The following is a 25085-nucleotide window of genomic DNA, read 5'->3' on the forward strand; positions in this document are numbered from 1 at the left end:
TTATAACTGTTGAAAATATAAAAATATATGATAAAAATACAAACGTAAAAAATTTATATTTTCCAATACCTAATTATGAAAAACTTTAAAAGAAGTAGACAAAAATCTACTTCTTTTTTTATTAAGGAAATTTTTTTCAATTTTTTTGAAAACTTCTTCTTATTACTTTTAAAATATTTATATCTTATAATTTATTAATTCAAATAATATAGGGAGGTAATAAAAATGAAAAAAATCACACTACTGTTTTTGGCGCTATCTTCACTTACTTTGGCTGGAGTTTCTACTACTAGTAATCCAAATTTAACAAATTCTGTTACTGATAGTAATGCTACCGCTAGTATTAATATTAATGTGACTGCTACTGTAACTGGACCATTAGATTTAATTATAACTGATGCAAATGGTACTCCTATTTCCGAAGTTACTTTTGATCATATTTTGATTGCTGGGCAAGGAGAGCAATCTTTAACAGCTAATTTAAGAGTTTCTGGAAATGCTATAACTAGTAATGCTGATGTTGTATCTTTATCATCTGAATTTGGTACCAATTCTTTAACTTTGAAAAATCTTGATACTTCACAAGCTATTTTAACTTCTAAGTTAACTGCTTACAATGGAGGATATGATAACAATGGAGTTGTTTTAAATGTTACAAGTACATTAAATGATGGTCAAGCTCTTGCTGGAAACTATGAAACACAAACAACAACTCTTACAGTTACTTATGCTAAGACTAAATAATAATTTTATTTCATTAAAGAAGAGAGTGAACTCTCGCTCTCTTTATTAATAAAATAAACTGGGGGGATTTTTATGAAAATACTTTTTCTTTTTTTTATCATTTTCAAATTTTCACTTTCGTATATAAATATACACCCAACTTTTTTTGATAAACCCATTGATTTTGAAGGTAGTTATCAAGAGTTTACACTTTTTAATCAATCTAGCGACACTGTTCTATATAGAATCTACTGTGAATCTTATAAAGATAGCTCTAATAAAGATATGAGTAAATGGGTTAATTTTTATCCAAGATCAATAACTTTAGCTCCTGGAGAAAGTGGAAAAATCCAAGTAAACATAGCTAGTAACTCAAAAATTAAACCAGGAGAATATTCTGCTGTCTTAGGTGTTCGTGAACTACCTCTCTATGAAAAAGTTATAAAAGAGAAATTCTCTGGTCTTGGAATTTTAACAGACTTAAAACTTGTTATAAATGGATATGCTGGAAATATATCTCCAAAACTTGTTTTTTCAAATCTAAATTTAGAGATAAATCCTAATAAAATCAGTTTAAATGGAATTGTTGAAAACCGTGGAGAGCGTCGTGGAAAATTTGAGTTTTATATTGATGATTATTTTTTAGGTAATTTAAGAATCCACTCTAAAGAATCGTTGAATTTAAAAGATTTAGAATTTACATATACTGGTAATCACAAACTTAAATCAAAAAAGAATCTTATTATTGTAGATTACATCACAAAAAAAACTGTAGGGAAAATTAAACTTTAATTTTATAAGGGGGAGTAGTTTATGTTTAAAAAAATGTTTTTTTTATTTTCCATTTTATTAATCCAGTCTAATACCTTCTCTTCTGATGAAATAACTTTAGATAAACTTGAGGAGTTAAAAAACAGAAATACTATATCCCAAGAGGATTATATTTTTTTAAAAGACGAGCTAGAAGGAAAATTAGAGGAGAAACACTTTTTCACACTTTTTATTAATAGAACACAAATAACCTCTGACTTCCACGTGATTTATAAGGATTCGAAAACTTATATACCCTTAAAAGAATACTTTAAGAATATATATTTTAATAACTATAATTTTACAAATAATATTTTAGATATGACTTTAGGTATGGAAATGCAAGAGATTATGATGAACTTTAATACATTTAAAATAACAGGTAGCGAGCGTACAAACTTTACAGATAAAGATTTCTTTTTTAAAGATGATGAACTTTTTTTAGAAGCTAATCTTTTTTCAGATATATTTTTAAATGCTATAGATATTGACTATGAAAAAACAAGAATATCTATGTCTGCTAAACATGCTATTAATAATGAAATAAATCGTCTTTTAAAAGTTCAAGAAAATACTCTTCAAAAGAAAAAAGATATGAATGATTTCATGTATACCAATTCAAGAGACCTTTTTAATTTAGGATATATGAGAGTTAATTTAGATAAAACCTTTACTAAAAGCGAGGGTAGCAAAGATAATGATTGGGATGGATACTTAGAATATCAAGGTTCTTTTCTTTATGGAGAGTTAACAACAGAATACAACTTAAAAGATGGAGAATTTACAGGAGCTAATCTTTATTATCCAAATCTTCCATATAATCACTATTTAGAATTTTATGGTGATAAAACTAATAGTGGTCGTTGGAATAAATCTGTACTATTTGAAAAAGATAAAGGATATTATGAAGATGGAAAAACTTTTGTTATTCGAGAGAATGTTCCTATTGGTAGTAGAGTTGAGCTAATCTATTTAGGAGCTACTATTGATATTGGTTATGAAGAAAATGGAGTTGTTGAATTTACTAACAGTGAACTTAAAAGTGATCGTGAGTATATCTTGAGAATCCATACTAGAGATGGAAAGATAATCACTCGAATAATAAAAACAAGTGATGACTTTAATCAACAAAACCGTGGAGAGTTCCAATATAGATTCTTTATGACTGAAAATGAAAGCTCAGAAAAAGTTGATACTGATGGTAGTATCTACTATGGAATTACTGAGCAGTTTACAGTAGGTGGAAAGTATTTTAAGACTTCTGAATCTATAAACGACGAGTATATCTATGTTGAAAGAGGGGCTGCTGAAATTGTATATAGTGATTATTTTAAAACTAATCCATATACTTTTATTTTAGGAACTGAACAGATATTTACTCCTGATAAATTCCAAAAAGATAATACAGTTGAAGGTCTTTTCCAAATAAAGTTTAACAAATTTAAAATTAGATATGAAGATGGATATTATAGTGATTATTATAATAATAAAGAGGCTCGTGGAATCAGTTTTGAATATAACCCAACTGATTTTTTAAGAGTAGATTATTCGTATCAATGGCAGGAAGACTGGGATGGAGAAAAATCTAAAGGTTCTGAAATTGATATAGAACTGAGTAAAAATTTCAATAGATTTTTATCTACTTTCCAGTTTCAAAGAGATTTAAATGGTGAAAAAAATTATTCTGTAAACCTTTATTATACAGGGTATAGAGATTACTCTGTAAGATGGACTAACTCTATTAGTGAAAGAGGAGATGATTTTGAATCAACTCTTTCAGTTTTCAATAGAGCTCGACAAAATGGACTTGATTACTCTTTTGAAATTGCATATAACGAAAGTGATAAAGAAAAAATCACTTTTAGAGTTTCAATTGATTACGATAACTGGTTTAACTTTGACATGACTTCTAAAGATAGTGGCGATTATGAAATTTCTGCTGGAATTGACCGTATAATTGATTTAAAAAATATTAAAAAACCTCTTGATAATATAGATGTTTCAAGAGTTAAAGCAATTACTTATTTAGATCTTAATGATAACAACATTTTTGACAATAATGAACCTTATGTAGGTGATGTTGAATTAGAAATCAATGGAGAGAAAAAAGTTACAACTTCTAAAGAACCTACGTATTTCTATGGAGTTCCTAATAATATACTTTATAATTTAAATCCTATTGTTAGAAGACCAAGTTTTGATGTAATCAATAGTACATTCTCTCTAAAAGGTAAAGGTGGTGGAGATATTGAAGCATATATTCCTATAAAACCCTTTTTCTCAATAGTTGGTCAATTGTCATTACATGAATCATATTCTAACTCTGAAAATATTTATGATGGAATTGTTATTAAAGTTTCTGATTCTAATGGTAAAGTTATATCTAATATCGTTCCTGATTTCATGGGATACTATGATGTTAGTTCTCTTATAGCTGGAAAATATTTTATAGAAATTTCATCTTTTAAAGATAACTATATTGAGCCTTTGAAAATTGAAGTTAGTATAACCTACGATGCTTTAAAAAGTAATACTTATGAATTAAATACATATTTAGTTAATAATGAGATTAAAGTTGTTAAATAGTTGAAGGGGGGACGAATGAAAAAAATTATTTTAACTCTTTGTTTTTTAATAAATTTTAGTATTTTAATGGCCGTAGAGGATTTTATTCCTATGCTCCCTCTACTTCCAGCTATTCCTACAGATAAAATTGACCAAGGAGAAAATGGAGAGCTTATTGTTCGAAAACTTATTAGCAGTGGTATTTTAGAGGTTGAACTAACGGCAGAGGTTATAGTTCCATTAGAGGTTATATCAGATGTTCATATTAAGGCTCTTGTTGTTGATAATGAGAATCTAGAAATACCTTTTGAAGTGGAATTAAATAGAAAGCCTGAAGCCGCTGGTATTTATCGATTAAACTTCTCTAAAACTGCTCTTGATATTGATGATGATGGTGTTATCGATACTGAAATTTTTGCTTCTAAAAATATAGATAATAAAAAAATTAAAGATAACTATATCAAAATAACTGGTAAAAATATTTCTAAAGAGGGAACTCATAAAAAAAGAGTCTATATAACTGTGGAGGTGAATGATTAATGAAAAAACTATTTCTAATATTTTTCTTATTACCCTTTACAGTTTTCGGAAAAATTAAAATTACATGTAAGCCAATAGTTTTTAAAGAGGTTCGTGCTCAAAATAACGGAGTTTATAAAAGTAAAGCTACTGCTAGGGGTATTATTGAAATCTATTCTGACAACATAGAAGAAGATCTTGGAAAACTTGTAACTTTCCAAGTTCCATCACATACATATATAACTAACAAAAAGAGATGGGTAAAAACAGATAAAGTTATTTTTAAAAAGAATGAACAAGAAGTTGTAATGGATTCAGAAACTAAAAAAATTATTTTTCATGTTATTTTAGATAAAAAAGAACTCTCTAAAGAGGAGAATAGAGATTTAATTGATGGAATTTATGTTGGAGCTTTACCCATAAACTACTCTATTTACGAGAAGGAGATGAGATAACTTGAAAAAAATAAACTATTTTTTTATGACTTTAATCCTTCTTTTAAGTTCTGTATCTATTAGTTTTTCTAATGATAGTAGAGAAATTATAAAAGCTTATGAAAATGGAAAACCTGCTAAACTAGATATTGAGGTTACAAAAGTTCGAAGTGATAACAATATTGATCTTTTCATTGATAGATCAGAAAAAAAAATCTATCGTGATATAACTAAATCTACGAGAGAAAATAGTGACCTAGATAGAAAACTTTATGTTACAACATATTTAAAACCAAATAACAAAACTAGTACTATAAATGACGAACTACCTCATAAAATAATAACAATTGATGGAAAAAGATATTTAGAAATCAGTTACTTTGAAGAGCCTAAAAATATCTATCTTTGGGTTGTTAAAAATAATAAAGTAGAAAATCTTTATACTGGTACACTTAAAACTATTCCTATATATAAATATTATACTTCAAATTTTTATGCTGATGCTATAAATATATCAAACGAAAGTTTTCATTTTAAATTTACTAAAGGTTCAAATATACCAACCTTTGGATCTAATTGGTCCAATGGAAAAGGTAATGTCTTAGGACCTTGGATAACACCTGGAAATAGTGTTGGTAGTCTTAAAATAACTATCGATTCAGAAGAGTTCAACTCTCGTAATAGAAATAGTTTAAATATACCTATTGATAAAGGAGAATCTCCACAAATAAATGCAGATATTGGTAACTTTAATATTAAATACAAACTCAATACAAATTTTTTTGAATACACTATAACACCTAAGTCTTCTAATTTAAAAACTGTAAAAACCACTTTTGATTATTCTACTAGTGAATCTAATCCAAGCGATATTAAACATAAGGATATTTTAATTATAAATTTTGGTTTTGGAATTAAATCGACTTCTATGGATTTTGGTGTATTTAACAAAACTCAAGGAGCCGAGGCAGAATCTAAAATAAGTATTTTTAATAGCGGAGGTTTAAGTTACAAGATATCCATCCCTGATAAATGTCTAATATATAAAATTAGTCGCAATGAAACAGCCATTAACGTTTTTCTAAATGCCCCTTCTCAGACAACTGATAATAATTTTATTATAAAAGGTGTCATTCCAAAACTTGAAAATTCTGAGTATATCGAAGGGGATTATCGTGGTACATTCCCAGTTACCGTTACAGCAACAGAAAATCCTACAGGAGGTAGATTTTAATGAAAAAATATTTAATTATAATTTTAACACTAATTTTAAATACAATAAGTTTAGCTTTCCACATCTCACCAGATGGCTTTGGAAAAAGAGTTGATGAAGGTGCCATGCAAGAGTATACATTTAAAAATAATACTGGTAAAACAATAAGATATCGATTTAAAGTTCACCCTGGAAAAGAAGGGAAAAGTATGCATGAATGGATTGAATTTGAACCAAAATACATGACTATTAAAAATGCTGAATCAAAAAAATTAAAACTTTTTGTAAAATCTCCTGAAGGAACTCCTATTGGTGATTATAACTTCTACCTTGGTGTTGAATCAATAACTCTTCCAAATGCTTTACAAAATACTAAAGAAGGAACTGTCGCTGCTGGTTCTACTGTTGGTATCTCTATTAATATAGAGATGCTCGGCTGGGTTGGTGATTTACCTGCACAGTTAAAACTTGAAAAATATGATTTTTATGAAAAAAATGGAGTTTTATATATGAAGGGGTTTGTAAATAATAAAACCCCTCAAAGATTTGTACGTTATATGATTGATATTATTGGAAATAATGGAACTCGTGAAACATTCTATGGAGGAGTTATTAATGCTAAAGATACTCGAAATATTGATATTTCTCTTCCAAAATTTAAAAAGAAAAGTGATATTTGGAAAATTGAAGTTCGAGAAACTTTAGATCGAAATCTTCTTCAAACAATTAATTTTTAGCTTATTAAAAACTATATCCCAGCCTTTTTTATTATTTTCCAAATCATAAGGTTTAAATCCAAAATCTAAATATATTTTTATAGCTACATAGCTACATGTTTGTGTGGAGAGGTATAGTCCCTCTCCCATTTTTTTATCTTTAAATATAGAAAGCAGTTTTGACACTAAGGCTTTTGCTAACCCTTTTCCACCATGCTTTGAATCTATTGCAATCCAATGTAATCGATATTTTTTATTTCTATCTTCTAGAAAATATTTTCCCTCCCAAATAGCTCCAGTTCCTACTAGTTCACCTTTTTCATCTTTAATAAAGACCATAACCTCTTTTAAAAAATCTTCACTTTGTAAAAAAACCTCTTTAAAATAAAGTTCTCCCTCTGATTTTTCTAATATATGTTTTGAAGATAATTGAATATCAACCCATTTATCCATCATTCCAGGTTCATACATTACAAATTCATATCCTTCTGGAAGTTGTTTATCATTAAAATCTAAACTCTCTTTAATCATAATCAGATGTATATTTTCTACACTTCTATCCATTACTCTCCCCTTTTTTTAAAAAATACAACATAAATATTGTTGATATCACTCCTATTGATAACGATATTAAAAATCCTATTTTATTTTCTATCAATGGCAGTATTATAATACCTCCATGAGGTACTATTGATTTTACTCCTAAAATTGAAGCTGCTCCAGCTCCAATTGCTGCTCCAATAACAGTTGTAGGTAGTACAGCTATATCTCTTGTTAAAAAAAGTAAAGCTCCCTCAGTAATACCTAAAAAGCCTAGAAGTATTGATATTACTCCCGCTTCTCTCTCTGTTTTAGAAAATCTATTTTTCAATATAAACTGTGATAATCCCAAAGCTAAAGGAGGAGTTGAAATAGCTACAGCTATTGGTCCCATTATATCTCCTCTTCCATATTCAATTGTATTTACAGCATAAACATATGCAACTTTATTTATTGGTCCCCCTAAGTCAACTCCAATTAATCCACCTAAAACAAAATTTAAAAATACATTATTCTTATCATCTAAACTATTTAAATAGATACCAAGTTCATCTAATATAAATTTCATTGGTCCTTGAAAAACATAGTAAAGTCCCATTCCTACAATTAAAGTAGATAGTATTGGAATTATAACTAGATACATTATCGAAGAAACCTCTATAGATATCTCAATCTTTTTTAAACCATTTATAAAATATCCTAAAACAACACCTACTAATATTCCTCCAAACATTCCAAGACCAATTGCTCCAGATAAATACCCTAAAATAATTCCTGGTATAAAACCTACACTTCCTGATATCTCTTTAGCTATATATCCTGCTAAAAGAGGTGGTGCCATTAAAAAACTATACCCACTTAAATCTTTTAAAAATTGATTATCTGTATATAATGATATTACCGATAAAATTCCACCAATTATAAATACTGGTATAACTTGAATTATACTTTTTAATACCCTTTTTCTCATAAAAAAACTCCCACGTACTTTTTCTTAAATAGTATCATGGGAGTTTTATTTCATCAATATATTAATAGTTTTCTAACTATTGTTTCTTAAATTTCTTTAAAATATTTACCATTATTGCACTTATTAGAGATCCAACTACAATTGCTATAATAAACATCAATTTATTATCTACAACTGGTAATACAATAGGTCCTCCATGAGGTGCATGATCTGCAACTTTTCCTATTGCTGCAATAACTGCTCCAACTCCACTTCCAACCATTATAGATGGAATAACTCTAAATGGATCTGCTGCTGCAAATGGTATTGCACCCTCAGTAATTCCAATTAATCCCATTGCAAAAGCAGCTTTTCCAGCTTCTCTTTCACCAACTTCATAATTTTTCGGTGCCATCATTGTTGCTATTCCCATACCAATTGGTGGAATACAAATTGCAACTGCTATTGGTCCCATTACTGTTGGAACTCCTTGTGTTATCATTGCTGAACCAAATAGGAATGCAACTTTATTTATTGGACCTCCCATATCAAAAGATATCATACATCCTAAAATAAGTGCTAAAAATACTGATCCAGCTTCCATTCCTTTTAGTACATCTGTTAACATATTCATAAATCCACTAATAGGTGCTCCTATGAAATACATTATCACTCCAACTAAAGATGTTGAAACTAAAGGTATTACAAATATTGGCATAATTGGTTTTAATCCCTCTGGAACATTCCATGATTTAACCCACTTAGCTATATATCCTGCAGCAAAACCGGCAACCATACCACCTAAAAATCCTGCACCAACTGTATTTGCTAAAGCACCACCAACAAGTCCTGGAGCAAGTCCTGGTCTATCTGCTATACTCATAGCTATATATCCTGAAAGAATTGGTATCATAAGCCCAAATGCTGCAACTCCTAAATCTAACATTGATTTAAAGAATGGATTTGTTACATCCGCTCCTGATCCTGCTTTAATTCCTGATAATGCTATTGAAAGAGCTATTAAAACTCCTCCACATACAACTAGTGGTAACATATGTGAAACACCATTCATTAAATGCTTATAAATTCCCGTTTTCTCATTTTTTTGAATCTCTTTTTTACCATTAGAAGAAGATTTATAAATCTCTCCCTCTCCATTTAATGTCTTTTCTATTAACTCTTTTGGAGCTCTTATAGCTTGCTTTACTGGAACTTGAATAACTTTTTTACCTGCAAATCTATCCATATCTATTGTTTTATCTGCTGCAACTATAACTCCTGTAGCTCTTTTTATATCTTCAGCTGTCAATTCATTTTTAACTCCAACACTTCCATTTGTTTCAACTTTTATCTCTACTCCTAACTCTTTACCTTTATTTACTAAAGAGTCCGCTGCCATGTATGTATGAGCTATTCCTACTGGACAAGCTGTTACAGCAACTACATATCCCTCTCTTTTTTCAGAAGAGTTTATAATTTCTTTTTTCTCTTCATTTAATATATTTAAAATTTCATCCTCTGTTTTAGCATTTTCTAACTTCTCTCTTACCTCATCATCTAAAAGTTTATTTGTTAATTTAGATAGTGTTTCTATATGAGAATCTGTCGCATCTTCTGGGGCCGCTATCATAAAGAATAGTTTTGATGGCTCACCATCTAAAGAGTTAAAATCTACTCCATTTGATCTTCCAAAAGCTACAGCTGGCTTTCTTACTGCTTTTGTTTTTCCATGAGGAATTGCAATTCCTTCCTCTAATCCTGTTGATGATGTAGCCTCTCTAGCTTTTACAACTTTTAAAAACTCATCTTTATTTTCTAATGCTCCACCATTATCTAAAACATCTACAAGTTCTTGTAGTATCTCATCTTTTGTTTCCCCTGTTAGTTTTAGTTTTATATACTTTTTCTCTAACATTTTTTCACTCCCTTATTTTCTTTGTCTTATGCTCTCACTATACATTATTTCTATTTTTTCTGTCAAATTTGCTATTTTCTAACTTTTTTTTCGTCTATAATAGGTTTTTTATTTTTTTATCATATATTTTTTAATTTTTGTTTCGTCTATTTTTATGATAAAATATATTAAAAAAATTAAAAAAATTTTTTAATGGAGGTAATACATTGAGTTTTAAAATTTCTAATCAAAATATTGTCTTCAATACACGAACTTCTAAAATTGAAAATACCATTTTTTTAAATATATTAAAAAAATTAGAAAAAGATTTAAAAGAAACCATTACTTTAGAGTCAAATGAATTTAAAAAATTAGGTTCTCAAGATATTATGGAAGCTCTTAATGGACTTATGACTAAATATATCTCTTATTCATTTATCAACGAGTATGGTAAAAACTCTTTTTCACAATTCCCATATGTTAGTTACTTTAGCAAAATTGACGATATTTTTTATATAACTATCCCACCTATGATAGTTAATGCTTTTAAAAAAAATACTATTGAAAGTTTTTTATCTTTAAGAACTTTTTTTTACTTCAGACAAAAATCTTCACATAATTTCTTTAATCTAGTTTTAAAAAATAATGCAGAAAACATAAATTTAATTCTAAGTATTGAAGAGTTAAAAAATATTTTTAATATAAAAGAGGAAGCTTATGAGCGTTTTTTTGATTTTGAAAAAGCTCTATTAAAAACTTTAGTAGAAAATATAAATTCTTATTCAAATTACACTCTTATCTACAATAAAATAAAAAAAGGTGAGTCTAAAAATAACAAAGTTACTGCTATTGAATTTATTTTAAAAAATAACTCTCTTATTGAAAAAAGCGCTGAAACTAACTATTTAATTCAACTTATAAAAAGTAATGTTGAAGACTATAAAAAGATTTGGGAAAGTATCAATTCATCTATTAATGAGATTGGATTTATTCAGTGCAAAAGAGCAATTCTTTTCTTAAAAGAGAATAATCTTACTCTTTCAGATGATGAGCTTATAAACTACTTAAAAAGAAAAGGTGAAAATATTGAGGAAATTTTACAATTAAATAATCACACACTTATTAAAGAGAAGATATCTCTATACAAAGATGTGGCAACCTTTACTAAAACTATCTACAACATCATGATTGGTTATAATTTCTATTACTCCTTAAACTTTAAATTTTTAAAAGATATTAAGGAATTTAAAGAAGGGGATACTTTCTTTTATAGAGATGAAAACTATATTGTCTTTGGAACATATGTTGAAAACCGTGGAAGCTTTAAAATTTTCCAAACTCAAAATTAATATTTTTTAGATATAATAAAAGAAGCTAGATAAACTAGCTTCTTTTTTACAATATAGCTGCTATGCTTCCTAAAGATATTATTCCTTCATATCCCATAATAACAACTATCGCTATTCCAAATATTGTAAGTATAACTGAGTGTCTATAATCTCCTACTATCTCTTTTTTTCTTGAAGCTAGCAGTGTAATTCCTAAAGTTATTGGTAGAATTAATCCATTTAATGCTCCTGCTAAAAGAAGTAAAGAAACTGGCTTTCCTATACTTGCCATAACAAAAGTTGAAAGTAGAATAAATCCTATTATAAATCCTTTTTCATGTTGAAAAACAATAGGAAAAAGAGTTTTTAAAAATGAAATTGATGTATAAGCAGCTCCAACTATAGTCCCTAGAGATGAAGCTAATATTACAACTCCAAATATTTTATATCCCACAACTCCCGCTCCTTGCATAAAAGCTGAAGCTGGAGGATTCTCTGGGTTTAATGTTGCTCCTGTTGAAACAACTCCTAAGACAGCTAAAAACAATACTATTCTTATTATCGAAGCTATACTTACTCCTATTAGTAAACTTTTATTTATATTATTTAAATTTTCTTTTCCTTTAATATTTGCATCTAATAGCTTATGTCCACCTGCAAAAATTATATATCCTCCAATAGTTCCTCCAAGTAAAGTTAATAATGAGAAACTTAAATCTCCATAAGACTCTGGAAATACAGCACTATAAGCTGCTTGTGAAATCGGTGGTTTGCTTTCTAAAGCTACATAAGATATTACTAAAATCATTAAAACACCTAGTATTTTAGTAAATTTATCTATAATCCTTCCTGCATCTTTTGAAATAAAAATTAATGCCCCCACTCCCCCAGCTAATAATGCTGAGTATGTAAGATCAATTCCAAATAACACATTTAACCCTAAGGCTGCTCCTCCTACATTCCCTATATTAAAAGCAAAACCTCCTAAAACAATTAATGTTGCTATTAAATACCCTAATCCCGGAACAATTTTATTTGCTAAATCTTGTCCTCTCAAGCCAGAAACTCCAATAATTCTAGAAATATTCAATTGAACTATTAAAGTTATAACTATAGAAACTAAAATAGAAAATGCAAAATTAGCCTTAAATTGCTCTGTAAAAATTGATGCTTGAGTTAAAAAGCCCGGTCCTACTGCAGACATCGCCATTAAAAAAGCGGCACCTAAAACAGCACCACCACTCTTTGAACTCATATTATTTTTCATAAAAAAATCCCTCCGTAAATTGTAACAAAATAACTTGCTCAGTTATTATATACCTTTGTTACTTCTTTTACTAGAGGGTATTTTAATTATTTTTTATATTACATATATCTTAATTTTAAATATATTCCTGCTACCACTAAAGTTTGTATCGCTATTAACGCACCAAACTTTAAGAATTTCACAAAATCTATTTTACATCCTGATTTTCCTGCTACACCAACTGCTACTACGTTTGTTGCAGAACCAAGAATAGAGATGTTTCCACCTAAACATGAACCAAAAGATAATGCCCACCAAAGTGCATCTGTATGAACCCCTTTAAATGTAGGAGCCATAACATCTATTATTTTTGAAACTGTTGCAGCGTTAGCAACGTTTCCTATTACTGATGTAAATAATGCTGATAAAGTCATAATAGACATTGTTGCAAACTCAAAGTTTCCTTTAGTTACTGCAATCATTTTGTCACTTACCATGTCGATAACATTTATTTTTTCAATTCCTAATACCATCATAAATAATCCAATAAAGAAGAACAGAGTATCCCACTCTACGTGCTTAAATATATCTGCTGGTTTTCTTTTTGCTATTGTTACAAGTAAAAATGCTCCACTTAAAGAGATTATTGCTAGACCTTTATTTATAAAGTTATTTAATACAAATCCAAGAATTACTAGCGCAAATATTGTTCCTGCTTCTCTTAATAGTTTCTTATCTTTCAAACTTCTACTTGGGTTCATCTCCATAATTCTAGCTTTTAACTCTGTTGAAACATGGAAATCTTTTCCATAGATGAAGTAAACATTTGCTAGTAATATTACCATTGATATTATTGCAACTGGTGATGTATTAAATAAAAATTCGTTAAATCCTAATCCACTTTCATGACCTATGATTAGTTGAGTTGGGTCACCTATTAGTGTTGCTGTTCCACCAATATTTGCTGCCATTATCTCTGTTATTACAAATGGGAATGGGTTTAACTTTAACTCTCCCGCTAGTAATATTGATATTGGTGCCATTAGTAGAATTGTTGTTACGTTATCTAAAAACGCTGAACAAACTGCTGTCACTATTGCTAGGAAAACAATAAGTAAAAATGGTTCTCCTCTAACAAACTTTGCTAATGTAATAGCAAACCACTGGAACACTCCTGTTTCAGATATCAAATGAACTATTATCATCATACCAATTAATAAAAATAAAATCTCTAATCTACTTGCTACAGCGTGTAATGCTTGCTCTTCATTAAAAATACCTACCATTGACATTGCTAATCCACCTAGCATCGTTGCCCATGCACCAGGTACCTTTTCTGTTATGATACAATAGAACACTGCTATAAAAATACCAAGCCCTAATATTAAGCTTAACATAAATCTTCACTTCCTTCTTATATATGTAATATTTTTCTTATAATATCTGATCTTAAAATAATTCCAAGATACTTTCCACTTTCAACAACATATATTCTCGTAACACCACGGTTCATAAATAAATATGATACTTCCATTAATGAAGCTTCTCTATCAACTGTTACAACTCCCTCTCTTCTATAAAGTTCTTCGATTGTTGTTGTTTTTTCATTTATTAGATAGTTTTCAAATGGCTCTCCCACAGTCATGAAGTTTAAGTCATTTAAAATAGTTGTGTATTTAGGCATTCCAAATGAGATTAACTCTCTTTCTGTTATCTCTCCCAAAAAGTTATTATTCTTATCTACTACAGGAATTCCACTAACCTTTTCCATTATTATTATTTTTGCAATGTCCTCTAATGTATTAGTTTCTTTTACTGGTTTTGGCACATTAGTCATTAAATCTTCAGCTGTAATATTATGATCTACCTCAATATTTGCAGCTTCTAATATTTTTATCGTTTCAATTGGATTTTTTTCTTCAATTATTCTATCTAAAATAACTTTATTTTTCATAGCTAATTTAGATATTCCTGACATTATCTTTAGTATTTTTTTACCTTTTAAAACATCAGCTATTACAAGAATAACTATTTTTAGCTCTTCCTCTTTGTTATCAAGTGTTTTTACCATAACTGGTTTTTCTGGAAATCCTATTGCTACTAAAATATCATCATAATGCTCTAATCTTGCGTGTGGAATGGCTACCCCATGTCCTAAGTAAGTTGATGCTTCTTCTTCTCTTTTTAACACGGCTTTTTTCATGATAGCCTTTTCATTTTTTAATGATTTGTTATTTTCAACAAGTTGATCTAAAAGATTTTCTATCAATTCATTGATATTATTCCCTTTTATGTTTGGAATAATTACTTTTTCCGATAGATAGCTAGACAGCTTCATTGGAACACCTCCGTTTTTTTACACTTATTTATCTTTTGTTCATTTTTAGTATAGCACATTTTTCCAAAAAGTAAATACTTTTTGAATCGTGAGTCAACTTTTTTTTTAATTTTTTGAAGGAACCCTCTTTTCTTCTTAGTATAATAGATTGAAAAAATAACTTATTTTAAAAGGAGAGATTTATATGAAAAAATTATTAGCTATGTTAGCTTTATCTTTAGCAATGGTTGCTTGTGGAGAGAAACAAGATACAACTCCAAATGATCCTAATCCCCCAGTACAAACTACTGATCTTGCTCAACCAGCTCAGACTACTGATTCTCAAGCAGCAGATAACGCTAATCAACCAGTTGAAGCTATTGAAGAAACTGTTGTAGAAGAAGTTACTCCTGCTACTCCTGCAGAGATTAAAGCTGCTGAAGAAGCTGCTGGTAAAAATCCTGTTCAAGCTGTAGAAGAAACTGTTGAAGAACAAGTTCAAACTGTAACACCAGATTCAAATACTAAAACTGCTCAATAATAATAAAAAATACAGGTCTCTATTAAGAGCCTGTATTTTTTTTTGTTAACTTCTTTATAAATTCCAGGTCTTCTATAGGTTTACTAAAAATATATCCTTGTCCAATATCAACATTCGCTTTTTCTAAAAATTCTAGTTGTAACTTTGTTTCTATTCCTTCTGATACAATTTTAAGATTTAAATCCTTTATAAGTCCTACTAAAGCCATATATATATTCGATGCAACTAAATCTCCTTTAGTTCCTATAGCATCTAAAATACCTTTATCAAATTTTATTACATCTAAAGGTATTAGTGGTAATAAACTTACAGTGGAGTGTCCTGCTGTAAAGTCATCCATTGAAAATGATATGTTTATTTTTTTTAATTCATTTATTTTTTCCAAAGTTGTTTTTAAATTTGTTGAAAATATAGACTCTGTTATTTCAATCTCCATATAGTCCCCTGAAATACCATTTTCTTTTAGTAAATTTTTAATTACAGACACTACATCATCTCTTTCAAGAGATTTCATAGATAGATTAAAAGACATTTTAAAATTATCGTTTATATAGCCATTTTCTTTTAAATTTTTTACAAAATTTATAGCATCACTTGCTATTTTATAATCAATTAAATGTATTAAATTAATCTCTTCTGCAATTGGTATAAACTCTCCAGGTGATATAAAACCTAACTTTTCATCACTCCATCTCGCTAAAGCTTCTGCTCCAATAATTTCCTTACTTTTTATACTAAATTTTGGTTGATATACGCCATATAACCCTTTTAAATTTTTATTTCTTAATAGTGATTTTATCGAATACTCTCTCTCTTTTTTCTTTATTAAATCCTCAGTAGCTTCAATATAATAAAAATTATTTTTTTTCTTTACATCTTCCATAGCCATATACCCATATTTAAAAGCAGTTTCTAAATCTTTATTATTGTTTTTATAAAAACCAATACTTAAATCTACTTGATAACTTAATTTTAAAGAGTGCATCTCTTTTTTTAATCGTTCTAACCTTTCAATTAAAAATTCATCTTCACTAAAAATATAAAACTCATCTCCTGAAACTCTAAAAATATTTTGATTTTTAAATATTCTTTTTAGTTTATCTGCTACAATTCTTAGTATATCATCTCCTGAGCTTTGACCATATTTATCATTTAGCTCTTTAAAATTATTGATATCTACTACTACGGCAAATCCCTTCATATCTTTTTTTTCATTAATAAAATTCAAGAATTCAATTCTATTTGGAAGAGTTGTAATTAAATCTTTTTTTAGTTCTTTTGTCATTTTGTGATTTAAAAGTATTTTATAAATAGAGATCATTACGAATATTGTAGAAATAGCTAACAATAAATACAGTATCTTATTTGTTAATTGAAAGTGCTGATACTCATTAAAAGCTTCTTGCTTTTTCATTATATCTGCTTCTTCTTCTAACTTTTTTAAACTTAATCCATTTTTTATACCTTTATTTATTATCTTTTTTAATATCTCATCGCTTTTATATAACCCTAAAGATATTGGAATCTCCATAAATTCATCAACTTTAAACTTACTTGTATCCATTTTATTAATATCAAATAAAAAAGCTGCATTTATTATATAACTATTCAATGCTTTTTCTAATTCATCATAACTTTTAAAAAATAAAATATCGTTTTTCAAATAATATTCTTGTACAAAACTCTCCTCTATTGATCCTCTTACTACTCCTATCTTAGTATTATGTGAGAAAAAACTAGAGACTTTATATAATGTTGGCTTATATATTGGTTCTGTAAAGATTATATCATCATTCCATTCTTTATTTTCTGGTAATGGGACTACTCGAATTTTTTTCTTTAAAAAATCATTATATATATTATTCCAATTATTATTTCGATCATTTATTATTTTAAAATTTATGCCTGTTCTTTTAGAAAATTTTTCTATAAAAAACGGAATAACACCTACAAATCTTTTTAAATCTTTTGAATAATAGCTTAATGTATTATTTGGTTCTAAAGCTATTGTAACTTGAGAAAGATTATTCAAGTACTCTCTCTCCTCTAGTGTTAACGATTCTAAAAACTTATTTTTATATATTACATTAGATTGCTTTTCTAAATATTTTGTAATATCACCTTGATATTTCTCTAAAAGAGCATTATTTACTATTGCTGCTAAATCATTTAATCTCTTTTGTAATCCTATTGATATATCCGGAAGATAACCAATTTTAATAATATTTTCCCATCCTCTTATATTATATTTAGATGTTAAAAATATTTTATCTTGCTCTAAAAAGCTATCTTCAACTTCAACTATATTAACTTTTATATCATTGCCTCTTAAAAATTTTTTCAAATATCCTGTATAAATTGAATTTTTAGTAACATAAATATCTTTTTCATTTAAATTTTTCAAATTTTTTAAATCATATTTTTCTGTATTTGAAGTAGCTAAATAGATTGAGTCATCATACAAAGGTAGACTAAATACACTGTTTTCTTTTCTTTCCTCACTTTGAGTAACAGACCCTAAAATATCAATCTCTTTTCTATTGTACATTGCTAGTAATTCACTCCAATTCCCTTTTACTATTTGTACATTCAAACCTAAATAATTTTTAAATAAATCCTCTATTATAGTGTTTAATGATTGATTATCTATAATAGTATTGTCAAAATCTGATGTTTTTAAACCTAAAACTAGTTGATGTTCTCTATAACTTTCTAGAACTTTTTCCTCTTTAATATTTTTAGGTATATAACCAGCAGCTAATAAAATTTGAGTCAAAAGAAAACACAATATAAAAACCTTTAGCATCCATCCTCCCACTTTTTTATAAATAGACTTTTATTATATCAAATCCTACTAAAAGGGTCAATTTAATACTCTGGTTTCTACTAATGTTTTTTACCAGCTTCCGCCTCCACCTCCACCAGCTCCACCTCCTGATGAACCTCCACCCATAGATGAACTACCTCCACCAAAATTACTTGGAGCCTTTGGAGCGGATAACATTGTATCATTAAAAGCAGACAAAGAGTTATTAAAGCTTCCCATGAAAGCACCTAATACAAATGCATTCCCCATACTAGAACCGCCGTACCACTGAGGAGGTTCAACTACAAGATCTTTAAATTTATCTGCCCAAATACTACTAACTCCTAATACAATTGTATAAGGAAGTATATTATAAAAATAACTTGGATTTTCTTCTAATAACATCTCTAATTTTCTTTTCTCTGCTGTTTCTAAAAATCTTTTAAAGCCGAGTATTTTTCCTAAAATTTCGTTTCCGTATTGTGTTCTACTTTTTATTTTACCACTTATAGCTAAGGTCACTAATACTGATAACCCACCTAATATAATAGTGATTGCTGTATCTATTCCTGCACTTGTACCAAAATAATAAAAGTATCCAAAACTAGCAGCTATTATGAATAAAATAGATGTTCTAACACTCCCACCAGCTCTTAAGCTTTTAGAGCTATATAAAGTTTTTTTACTCATAATTAAATCTATCTCTAAAATTTCTGCTGCTTTATCAATGTGTTTATAAAATCTGTTTCTTAAATCTTTAATATTTAATTTATTTGATGAATTCTTATAAGCAGATAGAGCATTGTACATATATTTTTCAAACTCTTTTTCTGTTTCTATTTTATCTTTTAAGAATTCTATTTCAAATTCATCCTTTGTAAATAACCCACCTTTTTTCAACTCATTAACTTTTAAATAACCTTTATTAGCCCAATAAAAAATTAAACTTGTTAAATCTTTAGAATGTATAATTCCATCTATATAATATCCTATTTCTGTTGGTGTAAGATTATCAGGAGGATAAAATTCAACCGTTTGAATAACACTATCTCTATCTTTATATTTTTTTAAAAGTCCAAATGCCATTCCTGGAATAAGAAGGTATATTAGATATAAAACACCCTTAAATATATAATAAGTTATTTTTTGATCTCTAAAATCAAAATATCCCTCTGGCAACGGCAAAGCTATCGTTACGCTCTCCTTTGGATTTAAATCTACTGTTGTATAACCACTTATTATGTTTCCATTTACGTTCCATTTAACCCCATTAGTATCTGTACTACCATACTTTCCTAGAGTAAAATTCACTTTATTACTATCAAAACTTTTAGGTAGTTCTATAGTAAACTCAACCTTTTTTATAGTCGTATCCCAATCATTTCCAATTAGATTATAATAAACTTCATCATAACTAGAGTTTCTATCCCAACCTATATTATAGGTATATTTTATTATATAATCTTTTATTCCTGTCAAATATCTATTTGGATCTCCTAATCTCAAGTAGATATAATTCCCTTCATCTTTTGCAACAGTTTGAACATTCGTCTTTATATTTGTAACCTTTATCTCTTTTCCATTAAACTCCTCTGGAATTATTCTATATATTCCTCGTCTTGGCTGTAAAAAATCCACTCTTATATTTTCATCAACACTGTAGATATTTTTATCATCTATTTTTACATTTACTTTATAGTTATCAATTATATATCCTGCATCTGCAAAAATAGTTGTAACTAAAAGAAAAAATAGACTAAAACTGAACTTTAACATTTTGTCTTTCCTCTTCATTTTCAACTTTAAAGAATGGATATTTCTTAAATCCAAAGTTATTAGCCACTATAACACTTGGAAATGTTTCACACATTGTATTATAAACTCTAACACTACCATTATAATATTTTCTTGCTTGTAAAATATCTTCCTCTATTGCTACTAATTCACTTTGTAACTTCATAAAGTTTTCATTTGCTTTTAATTCAGGATAATTTTCTGTTAAAGCAAATAATTTTCCTAAAGCACCTGTTATCATATTTTCATTTTCTATTTTTTCTTCTGGAGTTGTAGCGGTCATATATTTGTTTCTTGCTGCTACTACAGCCTCTAATGTACTACCTTCATAATTTTTATATCCCTTTACAGTTTCTACTAAATTTGGTATTAAGTCATATCTCTTCTTTAAGTATGCATCAATTGTTGAAAAAGCCTCATCCACAAAGTTTCTTTCTTTAACTAACTTATTGTACACTCCTATAATATAACCAATTAAAATAACTAACAAAACGATAAATACTATTCCTAAAATCATAACTTCCTCCCTATTATTTTTTTCTTTTATGTATTATACTATATTTATTTTTAAATCCTTATGAAAACTTTTTATCTGGAGGCTTTTTGCATGAAGAAAAAGATTTTTACATTTTTAGGTTTCCTATTTTTAGGATTTGGTATCATTGGAGCATTTTTACCTATAATTCCAACTGTGCCTTTTATATTAGTTGCTGCGTATTTTTTTGAAAAAAGTTCAGAGAAATTCTATAACTGGTTGCTTAATAATAAATATTTTGGTGAGCATTTAAAAGATTATAGAGTTAATAAGGGAATTACTAAAAAAAATAAGATTATTGCTATATTATCCACAATTTTTGGGATGACATTAGGAATGTTTTTTATGCCCTTTATCATTGGTAAAATTTTACTTTTACTTATCCTTGTAGGTGTTATTTTTCATATTATAAATGTTGAAACAATAAAAAAATAGATTATAGCGATTAACTCACTATAACCTATTTCATTAACTTCCTATAAACATTTGTGTCCAGATATTATTTCCATATTCATCTCTTGAGACTCCCATCTCTTTAAATCTTGGATTTAAAATATTTTTTCTATGTCCTGGAGAATCCATCCATGATTTCATAACATATTCTGGTGTATTTTGACCTTTTGCTATATTCTCTCCAGCAGTCATATAATCTACACTATGCTTTTTCATTAAATCAAAAGGTGTCCCGTAAACAGGAGAGTTATGACTAAAGTATCTATTTTTATACATATCATCAGATTTTATTTTAGCTAGTTTATTTAATTTTGAATTTAACTTCATAGGACTTAATCCTCTACTAACTCTTTCCCTATTAACTAATTTTAAAATAACCTTTTGATCCTCATTAGCTCCAAAAACCAATGTTCCTAAAAGAAAAACCATTATTCCTAGTAATTTTTTCAATTTTGCCTCCTTATTATAGTTTTCTATAATATATCTTAGCAAAATCTCTTTTATATCTCCAAATTTATTTTTCTTCTAATTGAGTTTTTACATAGTTTGGTAAAGCAAATGTCGCTCTTTGAATATCAGTATTATAGTATCTAGTTTGAATATTTAACTTATTCCATTCTTCAATTTTACAATCTAAAGTTGGATTATATTTTTTTGATGCAAATCCAAATAACCAATGTCCTGATGCATATGTTGGTTGATGAAACTGATAAACTTTTGCTATAGGAAATATTTTTTTGATCTTATTGTGAGCTTTTTTCATCTCTTGAGAATATCTTTCATAATATGGAGATTCGTGTTGATTTACTAAAATCCCATCGTTTTTTAAAACTCTATAACAATTTTTATAAAACTCAGTTGTAAAAAGACCCTCTCCTACAGATATTGGATCTGTTGAATCAACTAGTATTAAATCATACATTTCACTTGGACAATCTTCTACAAATTTTAAACCATCTTGATAATATAAGGTCACCCTTTTGTCTTCTAATTTATCTGCTGTAAATGGTAAAAATTTTTGAGATAATCTTACAACTCTTTCATCTATCTCAACCATATCTATTTTTTCTATAGTGGAGTATCTTGTAAGTTCTCTTACTGTACCTCCATCTCCGCCACCTATTACCAATACCCTTTTTATATTTAAATTTGTACACATTGGAACATGAGTTATCATCTCGTGATATATGAATTCATCTTTTTCAGTTATCATTATCATTCCATCAAGTGTAAAAAATCTTCCATATTCATTTGAAGTAAAGAAATCTATTTTTTGAAAAGGTGTTTCCTCTGAATATAAATGTTCTTTAACTTTAATAGAGAATCTTGTATTCTCTGACCATTTTTCTGTAAACCATAAATCTAACATGCTATTCCTCCTCTGGTTTAAAAGTTATTTTTCCTAGCTCTTTTTTTGAGTAATTTCTAATTTTATCTACCATTCCTCTTGGAACCTCTATTGACTCACTTCTATCAGATTTAAATACATCCTCTAAAAATTTAAAAGCTGTCCATGGATCTATCTTATCGCCACAAGTAAACACATCAACTGCTGCATAACCATACTCAGGCCAAGTATGAATTGCAAGATGAGATTCTGATATAATTACAGCTCCTGATACTCCATAAGGGTTAAAATGATGAAATACCGATTCAACTATTGTTGCATTAGCTATTTTTGCTGCTTCATTCATGTGTTCTTTTATTAAAGTAGGATTTTTTAATATTTCCTCATCACAGTTATAAAACTCAATTAAAATGTGTCTTCCAAGTGTTTCTAATTTCAATTTTCTCCTCCTAAAAACAGTATTTTAACAAAAAATTAAATTTAAATATTAAAATATTAAACTTTTGTTTAAAAAAATATATTTAAAATTTAATATTTTAAATATTGTATATATAATATCATCTCTTTATTTTTTGTCAATTGCTTTTTTATAAAAAAGAGAATATACTATATTATCGATAATTTAAGGAGAGATCTATATGGAAATCGGAAAAAAAATAAAAAGACTAAGACAAGAAAAATATCTTACTCAAGATGAACTAGCTAGTCGTTGTGAGTTATCAAAAGGATTTATATCACAAGTAGAACGAAACTTAACTTCTCCATCTATTGCAAATTTAGCTGATATCCTTGAAGGTCTTGGAACAAATTTAAAAGATTTCTTTAGTGATGATGGCGATGAAAAAATCGTTTTTGATGAAAATGATGCCTTTGAACTTACAGATTCTAAACTAAAATATAAAGTTGAATGGATTATACCTAATGCCCAAAAAAACCAAATGGAACCTATTTTATTAACTTTAGAAGAGGGTGGAAGATATAAAGAGGAAATTGCCCATGATGGACAAGAGTTTGGTTATGTTTTAAAGGGAGAAATTTTAATACATTTAGGTGATAAAGTTCATAAAGCTAAAAAAGGAGAAGCTTTTTATTATAGCTCTGGTAAAAATCACTATTTATCTAATTGCGGAAAAGGTAGTGCTAAAATTCTTTGGGTTTCAAATCCACCATCATTTTAAAATTAACATTTATAAAGATAGTTGTAATTTTTATGACTATCTTTTTTATTTGTAGAAAATTTTTATAACACTTTTCTCTTATTTTTTAAAATTTTTCATATTTTCTTTATCTTTTTTTTATGATATAAGTTAAGATGGGGGTGGTTCAAATCAATACAACAAATATTAATATTTTCACACTTTTTTCTCAAGGAAATTTTTCTTTAGAAGAGCTTTCTCTCTATTTAAATTTAGAGAAAAAATCTATTTACAAAAATATCAATTCTATCAACTCTTTTCTAAAGGATGAAAATCTTCCATTAATAACCTTAAATGAAGGTATTTATTCTTTAAAACTTTCTAAATTTCAATGGGAAAATCTTTTTCGAAGAAAAGATTTTATAACTAGTGATGAAATTATAGATTATCTTTATCTTAAATTTATACATAATGGTTTTATTAACTTAGAATCTGAAAAAGAACGACTAAATATCTCTAGAAGCTCTATCATCAGATATTTTAATGATATAAAAAAAACATTAGAAATAAATGAATCGCAATATGAATATATCGTTGGAAGAGGATTAAAACTAACATTTTTATCTCAAACTGATAAAAATATTTTCTCTAAAAAGCTAATTAAGTTCTTTATAAAGTGTGATTTTTCATTAAATCACTCTATTTTTATAATAGATTTAATTAAAGATTATGATATCAATAAATTACTCAACCATTTATATAGGATTTTTAAAGCTTTAAATCTACCAACAACACATTTTATTATATCTTTTTTATGTTCATTACATATTTGCATAAAAGTGTTTGGAGGATTTAATTTTAAAAGAGACTATAGTTATAAAGATTTTTCTGATATTGAAAATATTATTAAATCAAATTTAAAAGATTATGATTCCTTGTACCAACAACAAATATTTTATTTTGTAATCTCTTTAAAAAGAGATGAAATAAATTTTGAACCAAGTACTTTAGAAAAAGCTTTTAAAACAATCGAAGAGATAAAACAAAAATTTAATTTAAATAATTTAAATCCATTTTTAGAAAAAATGCTATTAAAAAAAATTTGCTTTTCTATCTTTAAATATGAAAATCATATTTTTAAAGTTAAAAGTGCCTCTATAAATAACAAAGAGAAAGTTTTATTAAATATTTTAGATAATATTCTAAAAAAATATAATC

The 25085-nt window shown here is 27.7% G+C and carries 24 protein-coding genes; 12 read left to right on the forward strand and 12 right to left on the reverse strand.

Annotated features, from left to right (window positions below):
* Positions 1 to 225: 225 nt before the first annotated feature.
* From HMPREF0202_RS09825 to HMPREF0202_RS09855, 7 genes are all read left to right on the forward strand, one after another.
* Positions 226 to 744 carry a hypothetical protein gene (locus HMPREF0202_RS09825; protein WP_023050660.1) on the forward strand — a complete coding sequence of 173 codons (519 nt, stop codon included), beginning with the start codon at positions 226 to 228 and terminating at the stop codon, positions 742 to 744.
* Positions 745 to 816: 72 nt separating this feature from the next.
* The gene (locus HMPREF0202_RS09830) at positions 817 to 1515 is read left to right on the forward strand and encodes a hypothetical protein (protein WP_023050661.1); all 699 of its coding nucleotides are present in this window, start codon (positions 817 to 819) and stop codon (positions 1513 to 1515) included.
* A 21-nt stretch (positions 1516 to 1536) separates the two neighbouring features.
* Entirely contained in the window at positions 1537 to 4119 is a 2583-nt protein-coding gene (locus tag HMPREF0202_RS09835; RefSeq protein WP_023050662.1) for a hypothetical protein, read from the forward strand.
* 15 nt (positions 4120 to 4134) lie between these two features.
* Complete coding sequence (locus HMPREF0202_RS09840; RefSeq protein WP_040407184.1) at positions 4135 to 4638, forward strand: hypothetical protein; 504 nt, start codon at positions 4135 to 4137, stop codon at positions 4636 to 4638.
* Positions 4638 to 5072, forward strand: a complete 435-nt coding sequence (locus tag HMPREF0202_RS09845; RefSeq protein WP_023050664.1) for a hypothetical protein — start codon at positions 4638 to 4640, stop codon at positions 5070 to 5072. The genes HMPREF0202_RS09840 and HMPREF0202_RS09845 overlap by 1 nt, the downstream gene beginning before the upstream one ends.
* Before the next feature lies 1 nt (position 5073).
* A complete protein-coding gene (locus tag HMPREF0202_RS09850; protein WP_040407185.1) occupies positions 5074 to 6285 on the forward strand; it encodes a hypothetical protein in 1212 nt (403 codons plus the stop codon).
* Positions 6285 to 7001 carry a hypothetical protein gene (locus HMPREF0202_RS09855; protein ID WP_023050666.1) on the forward strand — a complete coding sequence of 239 codons (717 nt, stop codon included), beginning with the start codon at positions 6285 to 6287 and terminating at the stop codon, positions 6999 to 7001. The genes HMPREF0202_RS09850 and HMPREF0202_RS09855 overlap by 1 nt, the downstream gene beginning before the upstream one ends.
* Here the strand turns inward: HMPREF0202_RS09855 and HMPREF0202_RS09860 are convergent.
* The 3 genes from HMPREF0202_RS09860 to HMPREF0202_RS09870 all read right to left on the reverse strand — a co-directional run bounded on the left by HMPREF0202_RS09860 (position 6966) and on the right by HMPREF0202_RS09870 (position 10384).
* Positions 6966 to 7544 (reverse strand): GNAT family N-acetyltransferase, encoded by a 579-nt coding sequence (locus tag HMPREF0202_RS09860; protein WP_023050667.1) that lies wholly within the window; start codon positions 7542 to 7544, stop codon positions 6966 to 6968. The genes HMPREF0202_RS09855 and HMPREF0202_RS09860 overlap by 36 nt on opposite strands.
* The gene (locus HMPREF0202_RS09865; RefSeq protein WP_023050668.1) at positions 7537 to 8490 is read right to left on the reverse strand and encodes a PTS fructose transporter subunit IIC; all 954 of its coding nucleotides are present in this window, start codon (positions 8488 to 8490) and stop codon (positions 7537 to 7539) included. Before HMPREF0202_RS09865 ends, HMPREF0202_RS09860 begins: the two co-directional genes overlap by 8 nt.
* A 76-nt stretch (positions 8491 to 8566) precedes the next feature.
* Positions 8567 to 10384: a PTS fructose transporter subunit IIABC gene (locus HMPREF0202_RS09870; RefSeq protein WP_023050669.1), complete on the reverse strand. Its 1818-nt coding sequence runs from the start codon at positions 10382 to 10384 to the stop codon at positions 8567 to 8569.
* 206 nt (positions 10385 to 10590) lie between these two features.
* Here HMPREF0202_RS09870 and HMPREF0202_RS09875 point away from each other — a divergent pair, with 206 nt between their 5' ends.
* On the forward strand, positions 10591 to 11712 hold the full coding sequence (locus HMPREF0202_RS09875) for a replication initiation protein (RefSeq protein ID WP_023050670.1): 1122 nt from the start codon (positions 10591 to 10593) through the stop codon (positions 11710 to 11712).
* A gap of 46 nt (positions 11713 to 11758) precedes the next feature.
* Here HMPREF0202_RS09875 and HMPREF0202_RS09880 read toward each other — a convergent pair whose 3' ends face one another.
* From HMPREF0202_RS09880 to HMPREF0202_RS09890, 3 genes are all read right to left on the reverse strand, one after another.
* Positions 11759 to 12958, reverse strand: a complete 1200-nt coding sequence (locus tag HMPREF0202_RS09880) for an NRAMP family divalent metal transporter (RefSeq protein ID WP_023050671.1) — start codon at positions 12956 to 12958, stop codon at positions 11759 to 11761.
* A gap of 98 nt (positions 12959 to 13056) precedes the next feature.
* A complete protein-coding gene (locus tag HMPREF0202_RS09885; RefSeq protein ID WP_023050672.1) occupies positions 13057 to 14334 on the reverse strand; it encodes an ArsB/NhaD family transporter in 1278 nt (425 codons plus the stop codon).
* Between the two features lie 17 nt (positions 14335 to 14351).
* Positions 14352 to 15275 (reverse strand): CBS domain-containing protein, encoded by a 924-nt coding sequence (locus HMPREF0202_RS09890; protein WP_023050673.1) that lies wholly within the window; start codon positions 15273 to 15275, stop codon positions 14352 to 14354.
* A 184-nt stretch (positions 15276 to 15459) separates the two neighbouring features.
* On the opposite strand from HMPREF0202_RS09890, the gene HMPREF0202_RS09895 reads away from it, so the two are divergent.
* Positions 15460 to 15795: a hypothetical protein gene (locus HMPREF0202_RS09895; protein WP_023050674.1), complete on the forward strand. Its 336-nt coding sequence runs from the start codon at positions 15460 to 15462 to the stop codon at positions 15793 to 15795.
* 22 nt (positions 15796 to 15817) lie between these two features.
* On the opposite strand, the gene HMPREF0202_RS09900 is transcribed toward HMPREF0202_RS09895, so the two are convergent.
* The 3 genes from HMPREF0202_RS09900 to HMPREF0202_RS09910 form a co-directional block, all read right to left on the reverse strand.
* The gene (locus HMPREF0202_RS09900; protein WP_040407186.1) at positions 15818 to 18601 is read right to left on the reverse strand and encodes an EAL domain-containing protein; all 2784 of its coding nucleotides are present in this window, start codon (positions 18599 to 18601) and stop codon (positions 15818 to 15820) included.
* Positions 18602 to 18691: 90 nt separating this feature from the next.
* Positions 18692 to 20377: a DUF2207 domain-containing protein gene (locus HMPREF0202_RS09905; RefSeq protein WP_040407187.1), complete on the reverse strand. Its 1686-nt coding sequence runs from the start codon at positions 20375 to 20377 to the stop codon at positions 18692 to 18694.
* A complete protein-coding gene (locus HMPREF0202_RS09910; RefSeq protein ID WP_023050677.1) occupies positions 20358 to 20912 on the reverse strand; it encodes a LemA family protein in 555 nt (184 codons plus the stop codon). The genes HMPREF0202_RS09905 and HMPREF0202_RS09910 overlap by 20 nt, the downstream gene beginning before the upstream one ends.
* A 90-nt stretch (positions 20913 to 21002) precedes the next feature.
* Here HMPREF0202_RS09910 and HMPREF0202_RS09915 point away from each other — a divergent pair, with 90 nt between their 5' ends.
* A complete protein-coding gene (locus HMPREF0202_RS09915; RefSeq protein ID WP_023050678.1) occupies positions 21003 to 21365 on the forward strand; it encodes a YbaN family protein in 363 nt (120 codons plus the stop codon).
* A gap of 33 nt (positions 21366 to 21398) precedes the next feature.
* Here the strand turns inward: HMPREF0202_RS09915 and HMPREF0202_RS09920 are convergent, their stop codons facing one another.
* From HMPREF0202_RS09920 to speD, 3 genes are all read right to left on the reverse strand, one after another.
* Positions 21399 to 21833 carry a CAP domain-containing protein gene (locus HMPREF0202_RS09920; RefSeq protein WP_051364161.1) on the reverse strand — a complete coding sequence of 145 codons (435 nt, stop codon included), beginning with the start codon at positions 21831 to 21833 and terminating at the stop codon, positions 21399 to 21401.
* 64 nt (positions 21834 to 21897) lie between these two features.
* Positions 21898 to 22752, reverse strand: a complete 855-nt coding sequence (speE, locus tag HMPREF0202_RS09925) for a polyamine aminopropyltransferase (RefSeq protein WP_023050680.1) — start codon at positions 22750 to 22752, stop codon at positions 21898 to 21900.
* Position 22753: 1 nt separating this feature from the next.
* Positions 22754 to 23170, reverse strand: a complete 417-nt coding sequence (gene speD, locus HMPREF0202_RS09930) for an adenosylmethionine decarboxylase (RefSeq protein WP_023050681.1) — start codon at positions 23168 to 23170, stop codon at positions 22754 to 22756.
* A gap of 199 nt (positions 23171 to 23369) precedes the next feature.
* On the opposite strand from speD, the gene HMPREF0202_RS09935 reads away from it, so the two are divergent.
* On the forward strand, positions 23370 to 23909 hold the full coding sequence (locus HMPREF0202_RS09935; RefSeq protein ID WP_023050682.1) for a helix-turn-helix domain-containing protein: 540 nt from the start codon (positions 23370 to 23372) through the stop codon (positions 23907 to 23909).
* 134 nt (positions 23910 to 24043) lie between these two features.
* On the forward strand, positions 24044 to 25085 hold a 1042-nt coding region (locus tag HMPREF0202_RS09940; RefSeq protein WP_023050683.1), incomplete at its 3' end, for a BglG family transcription antiterminator.

The organism is Cetobacterium somerae ATCC BAA-474 (assembly GCF_000479045.1).
In the GTDB taxonomy this organism is placed as follows: Bacteria; Fusobacteriota; Fusobacteriia; order Fusobacteriales; family Fusobacteriaceae; genus Cetobacterium_A; species Cetobacterium_A somerae.